The organism is Streptomyces sp. NPDC054794 (assembly GCF_053611585.1).
Genome location: NZ_JBSHAQ010000010.1, coordinates 56,830 through 74,906, shown reverse-complemented (window position 1 = coordinate 74,906; position 18,077 = coordinate 56,830). Strand labels below are relative to the sequence as shown.

Sequence of the window (18,077 nt, the reverse complement as noted above, 5' to 3'; positions counted from 1 at the left end):
GTCGGCGGTGTGACGACCTACCGCATTTCGCAGCTGGCCGAGCGCTCCGGCGTTCCGGCCACGACGTTGCGCTTCTATGAGGACGCCGGGCTGCTCCCCGCCGAACGGACCCCCTCCGGGTACCGGGTGTACGGCGAGGACGCGGTGGAGCGCCTGGCCTTCATCTCTTCGGCCAAGCTCCTGGGCCTGGCGTTGGAGGAGATCCGCGAACTCCTGGAGGTCCGCGAGCAAGGAGTGTGTGCCTCGGTTCGGGCGCGGATGCTTCCGCTGATCGCGGGCCGGATCACGGAGACCGACGGCCGAATCGCCGAGCTTCGCGCTCTCTCCGCCCACCTGGCTGGTGTCCACGCCCACCTGTCCGGCCCGGCGCCCGCAGGCACGTGCGGCCCCGACTGCGGCTGCACCACGAGCAGCCCGGCGCCGGCGGCCGGGCCCGTGCCGATCACGCTGTCGCCGACCCGCTTCTCCCCGGATGCCGAGCCGTGGCGGGACGCCCCGGTGGCCTGCACCCTCGGCGGCGCCGAGCTGGGCGAGCGCACCGCGCAGTGGCAGCAACTGGTCGGCAAGGCCGAAGAACACGAGAAGATCCCGGACGGCCTACGCCTGACCTTCCCCGCCGGCGCCGAGCTGGCCGGGGAGCTCGCGACCCTCGCTGCGGCGGAGCAGGGCTGCTGCGCGTTCTTCGACTTCACCCTGCACCTGACCCCGACCGCGCTCCAGCTGGAGGTGCGGGCGCCCGAGCCCGCCGCCGGGATGCTGACAGACCTCTTCGGAGTGAGCGCATGATCGCTTCCTCTCCACGTCCGTCCCGGCCCTGGGGCATGCTCGGCGCCGGCGCGGCCGCGCTCGCCGCCTGCGCGGTGTGCTGCGCGGGCCCGATCCTGGCCGTCCTCGGCGGCATCGGCGTCACCTCCGCGATCGGGGCGCTCTGGATGCCTGTCCTGGCGGTCCTGTCCGTGGCCGCCGGGCTCGGCGCCCTGGTCGTACGGCATCGCCGCCGCACGACGTCCTGCCACACGGCACCGCCCCCGGCCGACCTCGGCATGCCCACCCTGGGCCCGCCACCCGAGACGGACCGCAGCCACGCCGCTCGCTGAGGGGGAGCCGCACGCCAGGCTGAGCACGGCCGGCCTGTGAGGATGAAGGCGCGCGGTGTTGTGACGGTGCACGATAGTTGGTCCGTAGAGCGAGGTCCGTGCTCAGCCAAGGGTGAGATGCCGCGGGCGTCCCGACGGGTCAGGGCGTAGGCGAGGCCTCGGTGAGTGCCATCCAGTCCCGGACTGTCTCCTCGTGCGAACTGCTCGCCGTGCTCGCAGCCACGGCTTCGGCCTCCTCGACGGAGCACGGCGTCCCTGCTCGGGTGAGCAGGGCGAGTGGCCACGCAGGGCCCGCACCGGCGGGCTTCCCATCGAAGGCGGTCCAGTGCCAGGGTCCGTCGAACCGCCATGCCCGGCCGACGATGTCGGCGACTTCGTCGCCCACCTGGAGAGACGCGTATGGACGCATCAGCAGTTCGAAGGTGAAGGGGATCCCGTCGCCAGGATGGATGGTGTACCCCGGGCCATCGAGATGGCTGTCGTCTGGGAACTCGCGATAGGACAGGCCTCGGCGCGGCACGGTCACGGTCTGGGTGGGATGCGGCAGCCAGGCCGTCTCCAGCGGGGGATCGTGGCGGTCGACGGCCGTTACATGCACCACGGTGGGCGGCACGCCGACCCGGCAGACGCCTCCGGCCTGCAGCTGTTCGGGCGGAGGGTCCGTTCGGAACAGCTCGGCGGTCACCTCAGGCGCGGCGCTTCCACCGCTGCCCACGCCGAGGGCGACGATCCCGTTCCAGCGCGCGAACTCGTTGTCGTTGTCGATTTCCCACCACGGCCATCGCACCGACACGTGGTCCCACGTGACACCCCGCTCGACCCGGGTAGTGAAGGTCCGCCGGGAGTGACAACCGGGACGCTCAGAAGTGACAGGTCGCCCGCTCATTTGCCAGGTAGGACGCTCAGTCGCACGTAGCCTTTTCCTGTGCCCGTCTCCCGCCTGCATCGCGTCGCCGTCCTTGTGCTCGATGGCGCGAAGCCGCTCGACGTCGGAATTCCCGCGCAGGTTTTCACGACCCGCGCGAGCATGCCGTACGAGGTGCGGGTGTGCGGGGCGACACCCGGTTTCGTGACCGGCGGCGATGGCCTCTCCTACTACGTCGCCCACGGCCTCGACGCCCTTGCGTGGGCCGACATCGTCTTCGTCCCCGGCTACCGGTTCCCGGACCGCGACGACCCGCCGCGGGCCGTCGTCGACGCACTGATCGCCGCCCACGACCGGGGCGCGCGGCTCGCCGCCATCTCGACGGGTGCCTTCGCACTCGCCGCCACGGGCCTGCTCGACGGCAGGCGCGCCACGACGCACTGGCACTACACGCGGGCACTCGTGGCCAAGCATCCGCTCGTCCAGGTCGACGAGAACGTGCTGTTCGTCGATGAGGGCAGCGTGCTCACCTCGGCCGGCGCCGCCTCCGGCATCGACCTGTGCCTGCACATCCTGCGCGGCGACCTCGGAGTCGCCGCGTCCAACCACGCGGCCCGGCGTCTGGTTGCGGCCCCCTACCGCAGCGGCGGCCAAGCCCAGTACGTGCCACGCAGCGTCCCCGAGCCCCGAGGCGAGCGGTTTGCCGCCACCCGCGAGTGGGCGCTGCACCGGCTCGGCGAGCCGCTCACCCTCGACATACTGGCGCGGCAGGCGGGGGTCTCGCCGCGCACGTTCTCCCGGCGCTTTGTCGAGGAGACCGGCTACACGCCGATGCAGTGGGTGATGCGCGCCCGCATCGACGTGGCCCGTGAACTGCTGGAGCGGTCGCAGCGGAGCGTCGAACAGATCGCCGCCGATGTCGGTCTCGGCACCGGCGCGAATCTGCGGCTGCACTTCCAGCGCATCCTCGGCACCACCCCGAGCGAGTACCGGCGCACCTTCACCCTGGGCGAGTAACCCGTCCGGCACCGCGTGGCGGGATCCTTTTGAACCGTGGCGATCCCGCCACTGTCAGCGGCGCCGGCCGCGGGCGAGCCTTGTGGCGAAGAGAAGGGACATCACTCATGACTCGCATCGCCATCAACGGATTCGGCCGCATCGGACGCAATGTGCTGCGCGCACTGCTCGAACGAGACAGCGACCTTGAGATCGTCGCCGTCAACGACCTGTCGGAGCCCGCCACTCTCGCCCGGCTGCTCGCCTACGACAGCACGGCCGGTCGGCTCGGGCGCCCGGTGACCGTCGACGGGAACGCTCTCGTCGTTGATGGCCGTCGGATCATGGCGCTGGCCGAGCGCGAACCGGCGCAGCTGCCGTGGGCCGAACTCGGCGTCGACATCGTCCTGGAAGCCACCGGCCGCTTCACCTCGGCCAAGGCAGCCCGCGCCCACCTCGACGCGGGCGCGAAGAGGGTACTTGTCAGCGCGCCGTCGGACGGTGCCGACGTCACGGTCGCGTTCGGGGTCAACACCGACGCCTACGACCCGGCCGTGCACACGATCGTCTCGAACGCCTCATGCACCACCAACGCGCTCGCGCCGCTGGCCGCGGTCCTCGACGAACTCGCCGGTATCGAGCACGGGTTCATGACGACGGTGCACGCCTACACGCAGGAGCAGAACCTGCAGGACGGTCCGCACCGCGACGCCCGTCGTGCCCGGGCCGCCGGCGTCAACATCGTGCCGACCACGACCGGTGCCGCCAAGGCTATCGGCCTGGTGCTGCCGAACCTGGACGGCAAGCTGTCGGGCGACTCGATCCGCGTACCGGTGCCGGTGGGTTCGATCGTCGAACTCAACACGACCGTCGCCCGCGACGTGACGCGCGACGACGTGCTGGCGGCGTACCGCGCCGCAGCGGAGGGGCCGCTCGCCGGCATCCTTGAGTACTCGGACGACCCGCTCGTGTCGTCCGACATCACGGGCAATCCGGCCTCTTCCATTTTCGACTCGGCACTCACCCGCGTCGACGGCCGCCACGTCAAGGTGGTCGCCTGGTACGACAACGAGTGGGGCTTCTCGAACCGCATGATCGACACGCTCGAGTTCCTCGCCACGCGCTGACCGGACGCCGGGGTGGCACCGCGCCTCACCGGCGCGCGTTTTGAGCAACTGGACGGTGGCGGAGACTTGCCGGGCGCGGCTGACGCGGTCACGGCGGCGGAGCTGGTCGCCGTACAGACCTTGTGCGTCACCGTTCCCGCCCGCATCACCCTGATAATTCTGGAGGGTTCCCTCGGCGCGCAGCTGTCCGAGCACCTGCGCGCCGTCCCTCTACGCTTGGCCGGTGCCGAGGGCGTTGCGCAGGAACAAGGTGGCCTGGTCGATGGCTCCACGGGCGGCTTTGGACTGACTGAGCGAGTTGAGCAGCATGAAGTCGTGGACCGTGCCGTCGTAGCGCACTGTGGTTACCGGAACGCCGGCTGCTCGGAGCTTCGCGGCGTACGCCTCACCCTCGTCGCGCAGTACGTCGGCCTCGTCGACGAGCAGCAGAGCGGGTGGCAGGCCGGAGAGCTGTTCGAGGTTGGCGTTGTTGGGAGACGCGGTGATCTCAGCGCGCTGGTTCGGGTCGGTCGTGTAGGCGTCCCAGAACCACTCCATCAGCTTGCGGCTCAGGTAGTAGCCGGTGGCGAACTGGTCGTAGGAACCGGTGTTCATGGCCGCGTCCGTGACCGGGTAGTACATGGACTGCTGTACGAACTTGACGTCACCGCGTTCCTTGGCCATGAGGGCGAGTGCGGCGGTCATGTTTCCGCCGACCGATTCCCCGGCCACTGCCATGCGTTGTGCGTCCAGCCCCTTGGACGCTCCCTCGCGGATGATCCACTGCGCTGCGGCGTAGCCCTGCTCGATGGCCACGGGGTAGTGGGCCTCGGGCGACGGCGTGTACTCCACGAAGGCCACTGCCGCACGTGCCCCGACCGCCAATTCGCGCACCAGGCGGTCGTGGGTGCCGGAGTTGCCCAGCACCCAGCCACCGCCGTGCATGTACAACACGACGGGCAGCGTTCCGGTGGCGCCCTGCGGTTTGACAATGCGTAGCCGTACGTCGCCCACGGTGGCCGGTACGGTGACCCACTCCTCGTCGACCGGCAGCTTGTCGACCGGTGCGGCCTGGAGGTCGTCGAGGACTTTACGCGCTGCGGTCGGATCCAGCTCGTACAGGAACGGATGTTGCGAGGTTGCGTCGGCGAGTTCCTGTGCCTCGGGCTCAAGAACGATTGAGGCGGTCTGAGCAGCCATGGGAATACTCCCTGGAAAGTCCGGCAAGCGCATGGTGACGAGCGCAGGCGGCTGACGAGCATCGCGGCGCGCTCGGGGTGTGGGGCGGCGAATGGGGCCAGCGCCCTGGTTCAAGCCCCCGATGGGGCTGGATCCAGCATAGTCACGCATTCTCCGTCGCTGCATTCCCAGGATCTGCCTTCGCAGTCCCGCACGCTGGGTGCGCGGCTCGGTGACGACTTGGCCTCCTTGCCGCCAGCACGGATGAGAACGAGTGGGAGTCCGCCAGTTTCGATCGACAGGTCTGGTCACGGTGCCGATCAATGTGGTCAGCGCGACGGAGGACCACAGCATCCACTTCCACCTGGAGGACATGGGCCGGGTTCGGGTGCGCAAGGTGTGCGAGCTGGAGGACCGCAACGTCAGAATGCCTCGGGTTGCTGAGTGTGAGGGAGGGAGCGTTGGTGCCGCACGCCGTGCGCTGGCCGGACAAGATCCGCTCCCCGCAGGAGCTGTACCTGCCGGTCGATGTCGACGAGCAGGAGATCGAGGGCGCGCTCGCCCTCATGGACACCCTGGCCCGCGACGACCTCGAAGGCGAAGAGTTCCGCGGCGAGTCCCGGTCGCCTTGGCCGAGCGCAAGAGGGCCCGGCATGCGTCACGATGCCGTAGCTCAGGGCGGCCGCGTAGGCGGGCCTGCGTACAAGTAGCTGTGATGGGCCGTCCGTATCAAGGGTCGATGGACTTGATGGGCGTGCGCTCCGGTACTGCGCCAGCACCGCCAGCGCCAGCCGGTACCCACCGCCCACATCCGCGTTCAGCATCGCCACCGTCGCCCCGTCCCGTATGGTGCCGCGCCCCCGGTGCCGCTCGTACGGTCCAGGCCGGCAGCCGGCTGGCCCCGCCCGCGCCGCCGACTGCCTGCGCGAGGGTGGGATTCACGCCGTCGCTGAGCAAGGTCGCGGCGTTGTGGGCCGACACGCCGGTGACAGTGCGGCTGGACGACCTGGACAAGATCTGCGCGGCACCGGCTGCATGGTGGCTGATCTGCGGAAGGCAGAGCCGGTGAGCGCTGCGGTGAGCCCGGAGGAGCAGGATCCAGTGACGATCTCGGCTTCTGGGCCTACGGGGAGTTCAAGGGCGACGAACTGCAACACGCGGGCTGCGTCATGAAGCTGGGTTGACCCGCCAACCGGCAGATGCCGTGTCGCAAGAACAACGACCGGCCCCCTCCACGCACGTGCAGCCCACAGACGACCGGCTCCAAGACCGCGCACCGCGCCCGTACCCGTCCTGATCCTGGGTGCGCGACACCTGGGGAAAACGGCGGCCTGGTTGCCGTAGCCGGGGCGACCGAGGCTGAAAGCCGAGCAGTACCGGCACCCCCTCTCCGACGTACGGAAAGAAGCCTACGCATGAACGTCAGCGACACCACCAGCGCCGCCGTTCTCGAACAGCTTCGGCGCCGCCCCGCAGAGGGACGGCGCATCCTGTTCACCGGCGCGACCATCGTCACCATGGACCCCGGCCTCGGCGTCATCGACCGCGGCGACCTGACACCATCACCGCCGTCGGTCCCGGCCTCAGCGCCGGTGACGCCGTGGTCGTCGACGCAGCCGGCACCATCCTCAGCCCCGGCTTCGTCGACACCCACCGGCACGCCTGGGAGGCTCAGCTGCGCCGGATCATGCCGGACGTCGACGACCTCGGCGGCTACGTCATGTCCACCCTGGCCGGCTACGCCACGGTCTACCGGCCCGCGGACATGTACATCGGTACGAGGCTGGCCGCCCTCACCGCCATCGACAGCGGCATTACGGCCATGCTCGACTTCTCCCACAACTCCCGTACCCGAGAGCACTCCGACGCCGCCATCGAGGCCCTGCGTGACACCGGTATCCGCGGTGTGCACGCTTCCATGGGCCCGCACTTCGGCGACTGGGAACGGCAGTGGCCCGGCGACCTGACGCGCATCAAGGAGCAATACTTCAGCAGCGACGACCAGCTGCTGACCCTGCGTCTGGCGACGCTCGCCACCGACGAGATCGCTGGACCGGCGCTGGCATATGGTCCTGAACTCGCTTGCGTCGCAAAGGACTTGGGTATCGGAGTGAGCGTGGACGCCGTCTTCGGCGCGTCCTCCTCCGAGGCGGTCCTGCGCTGGGCGAAGGACGGCGTCCTCAACCCCGACATCACCCTTATCCACGCCACCGGACTGACCCCGGAGGCATGGAAGGTGATGGGGGAGACCGGTACCACCGTGGCGCTCGCCCCCCACGTCCGACGCACAGATCGGCCTGGAGAGCGCGATCCCCGCCGTCGACGGGGCACTGTCCGTCGGCGTCCGCCCGGACTGAGTATCGACGTCGAAGTCGCCCTGGCCAGCGACATGTTCACGCAGCTGCGGGCCCTGCACGCCATCCAGCGAATGCGCGCCGTGAACGCCGCCTACGGCACCGGCCAGCGGCCCCACCGCATCACCACCCGAGACGTCCTGGACTTCGCCACCCTCCAGGGCTCTCGCACCAACAGCCTGGCCGCCGTCACCGGCTCACTCACCCTGGGCAAGAAGGCCGACCTGCTGGTCATCCAGGCCGAGGACCTCAATAACATGCCCCTCAACGACCCGATCGGCACCGTCGTGCTGGGCTCCGATGCCCGCAACATCAGCGCCGTGCTCATCAACGGCGAGCCCCGCAAATCGAACGGCCACGTCCTCGACGTCGACCTGTCCGCACTGCGCCGCGAGGTCGGCGCCTCGCGCGAGTACGTGCTGAACACCCGACTGCGTGAGCATCCCCCTTCATCGTCCCCGGCCCTGGGACTGTCCCCCGAGGGGATGGTTGCCGGGGTGACGAGGTTCCCTGTGCGGGGGTGGTTGTCGTACGGTCTCGAATGCGTGTCCCGCACGTGGGGGAGCGGGTCGGGCCGGTTCGGGGAGAGGACGGCACAGGGGTGGGCACGGATGGGGAGTGGAGCGAGCGCGCGGCCTGCCGCGCGGCTGATCCGGAGGAGCTGTTCGTCGAGGGCGCTGCGCAGAGCAGGGCGAAGGCCGTCTGCACCGGGTGCGTGGTGCGGACCGAGTGCCTTGCTCATGCCCTCGACAATCGGATCGAGCACGGTGTGTGGGGCGGTATGACCGAGCGGGAGCGGCGAGCCCTTCTGCGGCGCCGGCCGACGGTGACCTCCTGGCGCACCCTGCTGGAAGCGGCACGCACAGAACATGCCCGACAGTCACGCCCGGGCGGCGACGAGCGCTCGGCCGCAACGGGCTGAACCGCGGATGTCGGGGGCCGGTCTTTCTGCGAGCGAGTAGGGCTGTGGGCAGGGGCTGGTTGGCGGACCGCCGGCCTGCTCGCCCGTCAGCGTGTCCACGCGCTCGTCACCCTCGCCACGCCTTCCTCGCGCAGGCCCGGTCTGGTGGCGCTCTGCTCAACGTCTCCTCGACACTCGTCTACGCCCCGGTGTCCCCCCTCGGCGTCTACAGCGCGACCAAGGCGATCGTCACGTCCTTCTCCGGGGCCCTGTCGCGCCAGGGACTGAGCACCAGGCCGTAGCCGAGCAGCAGGACCCCGTGCGCGGCCAGGAAGAGCCGGCGGCGGCTGATGCGGTCGGCGAGTGCGCCGAGCGGAACGGCGAGCATCAGGAAGACAGCGGCGGTGCCCAGCGGTAGCAACGGGAACAGGTGGGCCGGCAGGGGCTCTTCGCGCTGGAGCGGCAGATAGAGGAAGGCGTCGCTGACCGTGGTCAGGCCGAGCAGGGCCGCGCACACGGTGAGCCGGCGCAGTTGCGGGCGGCGCAGCAGCCCGAGGGCATCGCGCAGCGTCGGCCGCTCTGGCTCGGGCGGCTGTGCGGGACCGGCGGCGGTGATGTGGCGGGGCACGAAGAGCACCAGTACCAAGACCCCGAGCACGGCGACACAGCCGCTGACCGCGAAGACCGCCTCGTAGCCGTCGACAGTGGCACGTAGCACGGCGAAGGCGACGAGCGGGCCGAGCAGCGCGCCGGTGGTGTCCATGGCGCGGTGCACGCCGAGCGCTCTTCCCCGGTGCTCGGGTTCAGTCGCCAGCGAGATCATCGCGTTCCGGGGAGCGGTGCGCAGCCTTTGCCGTTGCGGTCGGCCGCGAGCACGGCGCCGATCACGGGGAGGGTGTGAGCGAGCAGCAGTAGCGGCTTGCACAGCGCCGCCAGGCCATAGCCGACGCCTGCCAAGCGGCGGCCTCCCCGGTCGGCGAGGTGGCCGCCGGCCGGCCGGACCAGGGCCCCGACGCCATTGTTGATGCCGTCGAGGAGGCCGAATCCGAGGGGGGCAGGCCGAGGCCCGCCACCACATAGAGCGCCAGGAAGACCGTGATCATCTCCGAGGAGATGTCCGTGATCAGGCTGACCGCACCCAGGGCAGTACGGTGCCGGGCACGGTGGCCGGCCGTCGCCCCGTACGGGTGTCCGGGGCGACGGCGGGCTTGGTGCTGCGGGAGTCCGCGAGATGCACGGGCGTCAGTTCCAGATGCCGGTGATGTCGGATGCCGAGGCGGCGTTGCCCGCGTGCGTGGTCAGACCGGCCAGGTCCTCGACGGTGCGCAGCACGTTGTAGTGGTTGTAGGCGGTGGAGCTGGAGCTTCCGGGCGCGACGTGCTGTCCGTAGAGGACGGTGGGGATGCGGTTGCCGGACAGCTTGTTGTCCTCGTCGAAGGTGACGGCGAGGATGCTGTTGTGGCTCTGGGCCCAAGTGGCGTAGGCACCCAGGTTGTTCTTGATCCAGGTGTCACCCGTGGAGACCGAGCAGTCGTGCATGTCACTGCACAGGTTCGGTACCACGAAGGAGACCTTCGGCAGTGTCGTGTAGTCGGTCGGGAACTGCGCCATGGTCATGGCGGTGTTGGTGGGCACGTTGGAGAAGCCGAACCACGGGTTGTGCTTCTGCGCGTACTTGCCGCTGCTGCACACCGTCGAACCCTGGCTGGGCAGCGACTCGTTGTAGCTCTTCCAGGTCTGCCCGGCGGCGATCAGCTCGGAGGCGAGGTTGGGCGCGGAGATGGAACCCACCGGGACGCAACTGTCGTCGGTGCGGCCCTGGTTGGAGCCCGAGAAGAGCATGTAGTAGTTCGGCTCGCTGGGGTGGGTGAGGCCGTAGGACTGGGTGAGGTTGGCGCCCCCCGCCTTGAGGGTGGTGTTGATGTACGGGGCGCTGGAGCCGCCGATGACCTGCGAGTAGGCGTGGTTTTCCATCACCACGACCACCACGTGGTCGGGGGCCGGGAGGGCGGCGGCCTGAGCGGGGGAGGTCGTGGCGGCCCACAGACCGATCGACGTGGCGGTCAGGGCGACAGCCCCGGCGAGTGCGGCGTGCGGGCGACTGGTGCGCTTGGGAGCCTTGACGGCGGTCATGACTGTCCTCCGGACAGAGGTGACGGTCGTGTGGGGAGCGGCGCGGCAACCCTAGAAGTCCCAAGCACGCTCTGCGTGAAGGGCAGACGAACGGTGGACTCCGCCAAGCAAAGGTCACGCACAAGTCACGCAAAGCAAAGGCTTGCCGAGCAGGCGTCACGCCACGACGGGCACAGCGTTCGATTCCCTGCTGGCCCTTGTTCGAGCCGGTCTTGAGTGCCCGGCGTGCCAACGGACCGGGCCCGGCGCAACAGCCCGGGTGGGACACGAACGCCACAAGAGCGGCGTGCAGGCGGTGCTCACCGTCCGCGTCGCGGTTCAGCCGGGCGGAGTCGACAGGTGGGTGAGGATGCCGCACACCTCGTCCACGATCTCCCGGGCCTCTGTCTCGTCCGCGCAGTCGCCCAGCTCGCGCGCCGCCCCTCCGATGACCGTGGTCAGCACGATCACCCTGACCCGGCCTGCGCGGTGCCGCTCGTCGACCTGTAGCAGTCGGGCGTTGCGCCGTACCCATGCCCGGTCCCATTGGCGGCGCAGCGCGTCGAAGCCGGCTGGACCGTCGTCCTCGGCGAGGAGCCTGCCGAGTGGCCGGTTGTTCCAGATACCGTCCAGGTAGGCCCGTGCGCCCGCGGTGAAGACGGCGACGGGGTCGTCCACTCCGCGGCCGCGCGCCGCGGCCAGCGCTGCCGCGGTCCGGCGTTCTTGCTCCTCCCGGAACTCCTCCCACAGCGCCAGGTACAGCCCGCGCTTGCCTCCGTAGTGCTGGAAGAGGCTGCCCACGGGGATGCCGGAGTGTGCCGCGATCTCGGCGAGGCCGGCGTCGGCGTAGCCGCGCTCGGTGAAGACCTTCAATGCCGCGTCCAGGAGCGCGCGTCGGAGGGGGAGGTCCGGCTCGCGGGGTTCCTCCGGCAAGCGGGATGTCCCGTGCTCGTCGGGCCGATGACGTGCCGCCACCTCGGTCCCAGCAGGCTCCACGAAGCCGCTCATCGGCAATCCCCACCTTCCCCGGCCTCGTCGCGGATGGCGAGGGCGACCAGCAGTTCCAGGAGGTCTGCGATCCGGCGTGGATTGCATCCGGTGCGTTCCTCGATGCGGCGCAAGCGGTAGTGCGCCGTGTTGTGATGCACCCGCAGTCGGTCGGCGGCCAGTCGCAGGTTCAGGTCTGCCTCCGCGAACGCCCGAATGGTGGCCGCCAGCGTGCCACCCCGTCTGCGGTCCTCGTCCAGTAGCGCACGCACTCGGGGATCGACGAGCTGGCGGGCGAGGTCGTCGGCGCGCAGCGCCAGGTAGTCGAAGGGGGACAGCCGCGGCAGCGCCGCCACCCCGCCACCATTGGGCACCAGGTCGAGGGCGGCCCTCGCCTCCTGGTAGGCGCGCGGCAGTTCGGCTGCGCCCCGGGCCACTGTGCTGATGCCCATGGACAGCACGGTCCCCTTGCGGCCGAGCCGCTGCTGCACGCCTTCGAAGTGGCTGCACATGTCCTCTTCGTCCATGCCGGCGCGCATCACGGGTACGGCCACCACCTCGCCTTGGCGCACGACGACGAGTGTCCTGCTGGCCCAGACGCCGGCGACGCTGATTGCCGCGCTCGTGGCGTAGCCGCTTTCGGCGGAGGCCAGGTCCCCGCTGGAATTTTCGCTGTCGCAGACCGCCACCACCACCATCATCGGCGAATGCGGCCCGATGCCGTACGCCTGTGCTGCGGCCAGCAGCGGACCACGCGTCGGTGCCACGCCCGCCAGGAGCTGCTCCAGCAGGTCCCGGCGCTCGCGGTCCGCGTCCGCGACGACGTGCTGTTGGTACTCCACATAGGCCTGCGCCGCGTGCGTGCTGGCGTAGTCCACGTACCGCATCATGGGTGTGACGAGGGACAGCGCGGCCTGATGCGCCGCTTCCGAGGCGCCCACGCCGGCCACCACCGCGTCCCAGAAGACCTGCCGGCCGATCCGGAAGGCGCTCATCCAGTCCTCCAGGGCGAACCCCGCTCGTGCTCTGCGCATGGCCGCCGCGCGGCTGAAGGCCAGGTCCTCCGGGGCGATTTCCCGGTCGTCGGCCAGTGCTGCCAGCTTGATGCGGTAGTGCGTGAGGACCTGGTCGCGTACGTCGTCGAAGAACGGCTCGTTCTGGAGGGCGTACGAGGGGATCTCGGTACGCATCACGGCAACTGCGGTCTCCACCACGTCCTCGACCCGCTCCTCGACGGCGTGCAGGATCCGCCGCCGCTCCTGGAGCAGTGGTTCGGACAGACCTGGGGTGCCCAGGGTGAGACCGCGAGGCATGCGCAGATCGTCGTCGTCTCCTCGTGTCCCGTCAACAGGTGCGGTGGGGGAGATGTCGGCGGCATTGTGCGCCGCGCACAGGTCGGCGGACCCGAAGTTGGGTGCTCGCACCCAATGTGCGCCGGGAAGGCCCCCACCTACTGTGACGCTCGCCCACATCCCAGCACGTCGGAAGGGGCGTCACTCATGCTCACGGTCGACGGTATCACCGTGCGTTTCGGCGGAATCACGGCACTGGACGGTGTCGCGTTCACCGTCGAGCCGGGCACCGCCGTGGGGCTTATCGGGCCGAACGGAGCCGGCAAGACCACGTTGTTCAACTGCCTCACCAGGCGCTGTACCCCCGATGCGGGGACGGTGTCGTTCGAAGGTGAGGACCTGCTCGCCCTGGCGCCGTACGCCGTGGCCGAGTGCGGCATCGCCCGCACCTTCCAGAACCTGGGCCTGTTCCCGCGGTTGACGGTCCGGGAGAACGTCATGGTCGGCGCCCACAGCCGGGGGCGTACCGGACACCTCGCGGCGGCGCTCCGGCTGCCCCGCGTCCGGCGGGAGGAGGCGGAACTGCGTGATCGGGCGGACGATCTGCTGCGGCGGCTGGACCTGGAGGACGTCGCCGACCATCCCGCATCCGGGCTGCCGTTCGGCACGCTCAAACGCGTCGAACTGGCCAGGGCCCTCGCGGTTCGGCCCCGGCTGCTGCTGCTCGACGAGCCCGTCAACGGCCTCAGCCACGGTGAGGTCGGACAATTCGCGGATCTGGTCCGGTCGGTGCGCCGGGACTTCGACGTCACGCTCGTGGTGGTCGAGCACCACATGGGGTTCGTGATGGGTCTGTGCGACAAGGTGGTGTGCCTCGATTTCGGGCGCAAGATCGCTGAGGGCCCGCCGGAGGAGATCCAGCGCGATCCGGTCGTCATCGAGGCGTACCTGGGGGTGGCGGCGTGAGTGGGCCTCCCATCGACGGCACCGAGGCGGGGGAGAGCGCGGAGCGGGACTTCTTGAAGGTCTCCGGCCTGCATGCCGGATACGGCCAGGCCCGAGTGCTCCACGGACTGGATTTCTCCGTCGCACGGGGCGAGGTGTGCGCCGTCCTCGGACCCAACGGCGCGGGCAAGACCACAACCCTGCGGGCCCTGTGCGGCATGATCCGCGGCCGCGGATCGGTGACCCTGAACGGTGCCGAGTTGCTGGGCCGTTCCCCGGAGCATGCCGCAAGGTTCGGTGTGGCACATGTGCCCGAGGGTCGTGGCACCTTCAACGAGCTGACCGTCGAGGAAAACCTGCGTATCGGCGCGCACCTGCGCACCCGGGGCCCGTGGCGCGGCCGCGGCGAGCGTGCGGCCGTGGTGGTGGACCTGGAACGGATCTACGAGTACTTCCCCAAGCTGCGCCAGCGGTCCCGGCAGGCCGCGGGCAGTCTGAGCGGCGGCGAGCAGCAGATGCTCGCCATCGGCAGGGCGCTGATGCTGCGGCCTGCGCTGCTGCTGCTGGACGAGCCTTCCCTGGGGCTCGCGCCCTTGGTCACGCGTGAGCTGTTCGAGATCGTCCGCACCGTCAACCAGGAGGAGGGCACCACCGTGGTCGTCGTCGAGCAGAACGCTCAACTTGCGCTGGACATTGCGCATCAGGCCCACGTGCTGGAGGCCGGCCGCCTGGTGCTGTCGGGACCGGCCGCGCAGATCCGCCAGGACGGGCAGGTCGCCGAGGTCTATCTCGGAGTTCCGGCACGCTCCGGGCTGGGCGGGTGAGCACCTTGACAGATCTGCTCCAGCAAGTGGTGGAAGGGGTCGGCTCCGGAGCGGTGTACGCCAGCCTGGCACTGGCCCTGGTGCTGATCCACCGGTTCACGGGGATCGTCAACTTTGCGCAAGGCGAACTCGCGATGCTCTCCACCTACGTGGCCTGGCAACTGGTGGCTTCCGGAATGCCGTTCTGGCTGGCGCTGCCGGTCACGCTGGCGGTGTCCTTCGTCGGCGGCATGCTGGTGGAGCGTCTCGTCATCCGCCCTGTGCAGGATGCGCCCGAACTGACGGTGGTCATCGTCACCGTGGGCCTGTTCATCTTCGTCAACGCGACGGCCGGTCTGATCTGGTCGTTCACCGTCAAGGACTTCCCGCAGCCGTTCCCCGACGGTGGGATCGACCTGGCAGGGGTGCGCGTGGACTGGTCCACCCTCGGGATCATCGGCGTGGTGGCCGCGGTGATGAGCCTGCTGTACCTGCTCTTCCAGCACACCTCGATCGGCCTGGTGATGCGGGCGGTCGCCTGCAACCCCGCGTCCGCCCGGCTGTCGGGCATCCGCGTGAGCCGTGTGCTGATGCTGGGCTGGGGGCTGGCCGCGACGGTCGGTGCGGTGTCGGGCGTGCTGGTCGCTCCGGTGCTGTTCCTGGAGCCGAACATGATGGGCGGGGTGCTCATCTACGCGTTCGCCGCGGCCACCCTCGGGGGCTTCGACAGTCCGGTGGGCGCGGTCGTCGGCGGCCTGTTCGTGGGAGTGGCCGAGACGCTGGCGGGCGCGTATGTGGACGTCATCGGCCCCGATCTGAAAGTCGGTGTACCCCTCGTGATCATCCTTGCGGTGCTGCTGGTGCGCCCCCAGGGCCTGTTCGGGCGGGCGGCGGTGGAACGGGCATGAGATCGATGACCGCGGTCCTCGACCGCACCAGGCACGCGCGGTTCGCGCTCGCCGCGCTGCTCGCGGCGGCCGTCGCCATGGTGGTGCCCTTCTACTTCGCCCCCTTCCAGGTCTTCCAGTTGACCATGGTGCTGGTATACGCCGTGGCGCTGGCCGGACTGAACCTGCTCGTCGGATTCGGCGGACAGATCTCGCTCGGCCACGGTGCGTTCTTCGCGGCCGGCGCCTACACCGCGGCGATCATGCTCGACCGGTTCGACACCGGCCACCTGGCCACCCTGCCGGTCGCGGCCGCAGCATGCTTCCTGCTGGGACTCGGCTTCGGGGTGCCCGCACTGCGGCTGCGCGGGCTGTACCTGGCGCTGGTGACCCTCTCCTTGGCTGTGTTCCTGCCGCCGCTGCTCAAGCGGCTGGAGGCCGTCACGGGCGGCTCCATGGGCCTGACGGTGGGAAAGCCGCAGCCGCCGGCCTGGAGCGGACTGGCGGAGGACCAGTGGACGTACTTCCTCGTCCTCGCCGTCGCGGCGGTGGCGCTCCTTCTGGCCCGCAACCTGCTGCGCTCCCGGGTCGGGCGCGCGCTGCTCGCGGTGCGGGACAACGAGAGCGCGGCCGAGGTCATGGGCGTGCGGTTGTCGCTGCACAAGACTTTCGCCTTCGCCTGGAGCGCGATGTTCGCGGGTGTCGCCGGGTGCCTGTACACCTGGGTGATCGGCTTCGTCTCGCCGGACTCGTTCAGCTTCGTCCTGTCCATCACGCTGCTGGCCGGCCTGGTGGTCGGAGGGCTCGCATCGCTGTACGGACCGCTGCTCGGCGCGGCGTTCGTGATGTACGTGCCGAGCGTGGCCCAGGACCTCAGCGAGGCGGCACCCGGTGTGGTGTTCGGCCTGCTGATCATCGCGGTGATGTCCGTGGCTCCGACCGGGCTGGCCGGTCTGGCGAGCCGGGCTGGGGCTGCCGTCGCCCGTCGCCGCGCCGGCGCAGCCGCATCCGAACTATCGCCGGTGGCGGAGCCTCCGCCCGAGTCCACGTCCGAACCGTCCGCGCCCCCCACCCCTGCGGATCCCGAATCTGTCGAGGCCGAACCCGTGGGCGCACCGCCCCGCACGGAAAAGGAATGAATCACATGCGAAACATCACCGCTCTGCGGGCAGCCGCGGCAGCGACCGCCGCGCTGCTCACCGCGACGGCCTGCAGCACCCAGCGAGGGCAGGACGACCAGGGCACCGTCGCCGGCGGCGCGTGCAAGGGCCAGCAGACCACGGGTATCACCGACAAGACCATCAAGCTGGGCGGGATATACCCGCTGTCCGGGCCGGCGTCCGCGTACGGCACGATCAGCAAGGGCATCGCCGCCTACTTCAAGTACGTCAACGACCACGGCGGCATCGGCGGCCGTAAGGTGGAGTTCGTCGTCCGCGACGACGGCTACCAGCCGCCCAAGGCGGTGGAGGAGGCCCGCCGGCTGGTCGAGAGGGAGAAGGTATTCGCCGTCTTCCAGACCCTGGGCACTCCCTCCACGGCGGCCGTGTGGGACTACCTCAACCAGCAGAAGGTTCCGCAGCCCTTCGTCGCCACGGGCGCCTCCGTCTGGGGCACGGACACCGAGCACCCGTGGACCATCGGCTGGCAGCCCAACTACGTTGCCGAGGCACGGATGTACGCCAAGTACCTCAAGGACGAGAAGCCGAAGGCGAAGGTCGCCGTCCTCTACCAGAACGACGACTTCGGCAAGGACCTGCTCGGCGGGTTCAAGAAGGCCGTCGCAGGCAGCGGCGTCAAGGTGGTCGCGGAGGAGAGCTACGAGGTCACCGACCCGTCGGTCTCGGCGCAGATGACGAGCCTCGCCCGCGCCAAGGCGGACGTGCTGCTGGACGTCACCACGCCCAAGTTCGGCAGCCAGGCCCTTGCCGCCGATGCCAAGAACACCCGGTGGAATCCGCTGCACATTGTGAACAACGTGTCCTCGTCGGCCGCGGTGCTCAAGCCGGTCGGCTTCAAGAACGTCCAAGGGGTGGTGTCCGCCACGTACTTCAAGGACCCTGCCGACCCGCGGTGGGCGCAGGACCCGGAGGTGAAGACGTATCAGGACGCGATGCACAAGTACGCACCTGATGCCGACCCGGCCAACCAGTTCAATGCCTACGGCTGGGCCGTCGCCTCGAGCCTGCACAAGGCCCTGGACGCGATGAAGTGCCCGACCCGCGAAGGGCTGCGGGACGCGGTGCGCAATCTCAGGGACGTCAAGGTGGGCATGCTGCTGCCCGGGGTCACCCTGTCCACCGGGCCGGACGACGCCTTCCCGATCGAGACACTGCAGCTGATGCGATTCAAGGGCGAACGGTGGCAACTCTTCGGCAAGCCCGTGGACACTCGCAAGGAGTTCGGTCCGCTCACTGATTGAGCGCGGCAGGGTCCGGGGGCGGATTTGGCCGCCCCCGGACGCCCGTGACATACCGACTGGTTAGTATCTCGGTACCGCATGTTGCATGTTGCAACGGCCCGCTCCTGCCCCACGGGCACAGGGAGCCCAGC

16 protein-coding genes and 5 pseudogenes are annotated in these 18,077 nt (G+C 69.7%); 15 read left to right on the top strand and 6 right to left on the bottom strand.

Annotated features, from left to right (window positions below; all coding sequences use genetic code 11):
* Window positions 1-9: 9 nt before the first annotated feature.
* Window positions 10-786: a heavy metal-responsive transcriptional regulator gene (locus ACWGKT_RS13010; RefSeq protein WP_453273619.1), complete on the top strand. Its 777-nt coding sequence runs from the start codon at window positions 10-12 to the stop codon at window positions 784-786.
* A complete protein-coding gene (locus ACWGKT_RS13005; protein WP_453273618.1) occupies window positions 783-1,097 on the top strand; it encodes a hypothetical protein in 315 nt (104 codons plus the stop codon). Before ACWGKT_RS13010 ends, ACWGKT_RS13005 begins: the two co-directional genes overlap by 4 nt.
* Before the next feature lie 139 nt (window positions 1,098-1,236).
* Here the strand turns inward: ACWGKT_RS13005 and ACWGKT_RS13000 are convergent, their stop codons facing one another.
* Window positions 1,237-1,884 carry a hypothetical protein gene (locus tag ACWGKT_RS13000; RefSeq protein ID WP_453273617.1) on the bottom strand — a complete coding sequence of 216 codons (648 nt, stop codon included), beginning with the start codon at window positions 1,882-1,884 and terminating at the stop codon, window positions 1,237-1,239.
* A gap of 138 nt (window positions 1,885-2,022) precedes the next feature.
* Here ACWGKT_RS13000 and ACWGKT_RS12995 point away from each other — a divergent pair, with 138 nt between their 5' ends.
* The 3 genes and pseudogenes from ACWGKT_RS12995 to ACWGKT_RS12985 all read left to right on the top strand — a co-directional run.
* Window positions 2,023-2,979 carry a GlxA family transcriptional regulator gene (locus ACWGKT_RS12995; protein WP_453273616.1) on the top strand — a complete coding sequence of 319 codons (957 nt, stop codon included), beginning with the start codon at window positions 2,023-2,025 and terminating at the stop codon, window positions 2,977-2,979.
* Window positions 2,980-3,086: 107 nt separating this feature from the next.
* Window positions 3,087-4,085: a type I glyceraldehyde-3-phosphate dehydrogenase gene (gene gap / locus ACWGKT_RS12990; RefSeq protein ID WP_453273615.1), complete on the top strand. Its 999-nt coding sequence runs from the start codon at window positions 3,087-3,089 to the stop codon at window positions 4,083-4,085.
* A gap of 12 nt (window positions 4,086-4,097) precedes the next feature.
* Window positions 4,098-4,247, top strand: a pseudogene (locus tag ACWGKT_RS12985) (DUF6308 family protein); the annotation flags it as partial.
* A gap of 48 nt (window positions 4,248-4,295) precedes the next feature.
* Here the strand turns inward: ACWGKT_RS12985 and ACWGKT_RS12980 are convergent.
* The gene (locus tag ACWGKT_RS12980; protein WP_453273614.1) at window positions 4,296-5,264 is read right to left on the bottom strand and encodes an alpha/beta hydrolase; all 969 of its coding nucleotides are present in this window, start codon (window positions 5,262-5,264) and stop codon (window positions 4,296-4,298) included.
* A gap of 253 nt (window positions 5,265-5,517) precedes the next feature.
* Between ACWGKT_RS12980 and ACWGKT_RS12975 the strand changes: the two are divergent.
* From ACWGKT_RS12975 to ACWGKT_RS12955, 5 genes and pseudogenes are all read left to right on the top strand, one after another.
* Window positions 5,518-5,851: pseudogene (locus tag ACWGKT_RS12975) on the top strand (hypothetical protein); the annotation flags it as partial.
* Window positions 5,852-6,174: 323 nt separating this feature from the next.
* Window positions 6,175-6,312 carry a hypothetical protein gene (locus tag ACWGKT_RS12970; RefSeq protein WP_453273613.1) on the top strand — a complete coding sequence of 46 codons (138 nt, stop codon included), beginning with the start codon at window positions 6,175-6,177 and terminating at the stop codon, window positions 6,310-6,312.
* 64 nt (window positions 6,313-6,376) lie between these two features.
* A pseudogene (locus ACWGKT_RS12965) lies at window positions 6,377-6,427 on the top strand (hypothetical protein); the annotation flags it as partial.
* Between the two features lie 416 nt (window positions 6,428-6,843).
* Window positions 6,844-7,875 (top strand): annotated as a pseudogene (locus ACWGKT_RS12960) (amidohydrolase family protein); the annotation flags it as partial.
* Window positions 7,876-8,138: 263 nt separating this feature from the next.
* Complete coding sequence (locus ACWGKT_RS12955) at window positions 8,139-8,519, top strand: WhiB family transcriptional regulator (RefSeq protein WP_453273612.1); 381 nt, start codon at window positions 8,139-8,141, stop codon at window positions 8,517-8,519.
* 256 nt (window positions 8,520-8,775) lie between these two features.
* Here ACWGKT_RS12955 and ACWGKT_RS12950 read toward each other — a convergent pair.
* From ACWGKT_RS12950 to ACWGKT_RS12935, 4 genes and pseudogenes are all read right to left on the bottom strand, one after another.
* Window positions 8,776-9,735, bottom strand: a pseudogene (locus tag ACWGKT_RS12950) (MFS transporter); the annotation flags it as partial.
* Window positions 9,736-9,740: 5 nt separating this feature from the next.
* A complete protein-coding gene (locus ACWGKT_RS12945) occupies window positions 9,741-10,631 on the bottom strand; it encodes an alkaline phosphatase family protein (RefSeq protein ID WP_453273611.1) in 891 nt (296 codons plus the stop codon).
* Window positions 10,632-10,949: 318 nt separating this feature from the next.
* A complete protein-coding gene (locus ACWGKT_RS12940) occupies window positions 10,950-11,618 on the bottom strand; it encodes a TetR/AcrR family transcriptional regulator (protein ID WP_453273610.1) in 669 nt (222 codons plus the stop codon).
* Window positions 11,615-12,910 (bottom strand): PucR family transcriptional regulator, encoded by a 1,296-nt coding sequence (locus tag ACWGKT_RS12935; protein WP_453273609.1) that lies wholly within the window; start codon window positions 12,908-12,910, stop codon window positions 11,615-11,617. Before ACWGKT_RS12935 ends, ACWGKT_RS12940 begins: the two co-directional genes overlap by 4 nt.
* A 186-nt stretch (window positions 12,911-13,096) precedes the next feature.
* Between ACWGKT_RS12935 and ACWGKT_RS12930 the strand changes: the two genes are divergently transcribed.
* Genes ACWGKT_RS12930 through ACWGKT_RS12910 form a run of 5 tightly spaced genes read left to right on the top strand, consistent with a single transcriptional unit; the run spans window position 13,097 to window position 17,946 of the window.
* Complete coding sequence (locus ACWGKT_RS12930) at window positions 13,097-13,855, top strand: ABC transporter ATP-binding protein (RefSeq protein WP_453273608.1); 759 nt, start codon at window positions 13,097-13,099, stop codon at window positions 13,853-13,855.
* Window positions 13,852-14,658, top strand: a complete 807-nt coding sequence (locus tag ACWGKT_RS12925; protein WP_453273607.1) for an ABC transporter ATP-binding protein — start codon at window positions 13,852-13,854, stop codon at window positions 14,656-14,658. Before ACWGKT_RS12930 ends, ACWGKT_RS12925 begins: the two co-directional genes overlap by 4 nt.
* Window positions 14,655-15,545: a branched-chain amino acid ABC transporter permease gene (locus ACWGKT_RS12920; protein ID WP_453273606.1), complete on the top strand. Its 891-nt coding sequence runs from the start codon at window positions 14,655-14,657 to the stop codon at window positions 15,543-15,545. Before ACWGKT_RS12925 ends, ACWGKT_RS12920 begins: the two co-directional genes overlap by 4 nt.
* A complete protein-coding gene (locus ACWGKT_RS12915; RefSeq protein ID WP_453273605.1) occupies window positions 15,542-16,663 on the top strand; it encodes a branched-chain amino acid ABC transporter permease in 1,122 nt (373 codons plus the stop codon). The genes ACWGKT_RS12920 and ACWGKT_RS12915 overlap by 4 nt, the downstream gene beginning before the upstream one ends.
* 5 nt (window positions 16,664-16,668) lie before the next feature.
* Window positions 16,669-17,946, top strand: a complete 1,278-nt coding sequence (locus ACWGKT_RS12910; RefSeq protein WP_453273604.1) for an ABC transporter substrate-binding protein — start codon at window positions 16,669-16,671, stop codon at window positions 17,944-17,946.
* Window positions 17,947-18,077 lie beyond the last annotated feature (131 nt).

Coding starts and splice junctions, on each gene's coding strand:
- gap (WP_453273615.1), top strand. CDS start 3,087: ATGACTCGCATCGCCATCAACGGATTCGGCCGCATCGGACGCAATGTG.
- ACWGKT_RS12940 (WP_453273610.1), bottom strand. CDS start 11,618: ATGAGCGGCTTCGTGGAGCCTGCTGGGACCGAGGTGGCGGCACGTCAT.
- ACWGKT_RS12980 (WP_453273614.1), bottom strand. CDS start 5,264: ATGGCTGCTCAGACCGCCTCAATCGTTCTTGAGCCCGAGGCACAGGAA.
- ACWGKT_RS12935 (WP_453273609.1), bottom strand. CDS start 12,910: ATGCCTCGCGGTCTCACCCTGGGCACCCCAGGTCTGTCCGAACCACTG.
- ACWGKT_RS12930 (WP_453273608.1), top strand. CDS start 13,097: ATGCTCACGGTCGACGGTATCACCGTGCGTTTCGGCGGAATCACGGCA.
- ACWGKT_RS12915 (WP_453273605.1), top strand. CDS start 15,542: ATGAGATCGATGACCGCGGTCCTCGACCGCACCAGGCACGCGCGGTTC.
- ACWGKT_RS12945 (WP_453273611.1), bottom strand. CDS start 10,631: ATGACCGCCGTCAAGGCTCCCAAGCGCACCAGTCGCCCGCACGCCGCA.
- ACWGKT_RS12955 (WP_453273612.1), top strand. CDS start 8,139: ATGCGTGTCCCGCACGTGGGGGAGCGGGTCGGGCCGGTTCGGGGAGAG.
- ACWGKT_RS12910 (WP_453273604.1), top strand. CDS start 16,669: ATGCGAAACATCACCGCTCTGCGGGCAGCCGCGGCAGCGACCGCCGCG.
- ACWGKT_RS13005 (WP_453273618.1), top strand. CDS start 783: ATGATCGCTTCCTCTCCACGTCCGTCCCGGCCCTGGGGCATGCTCGGC.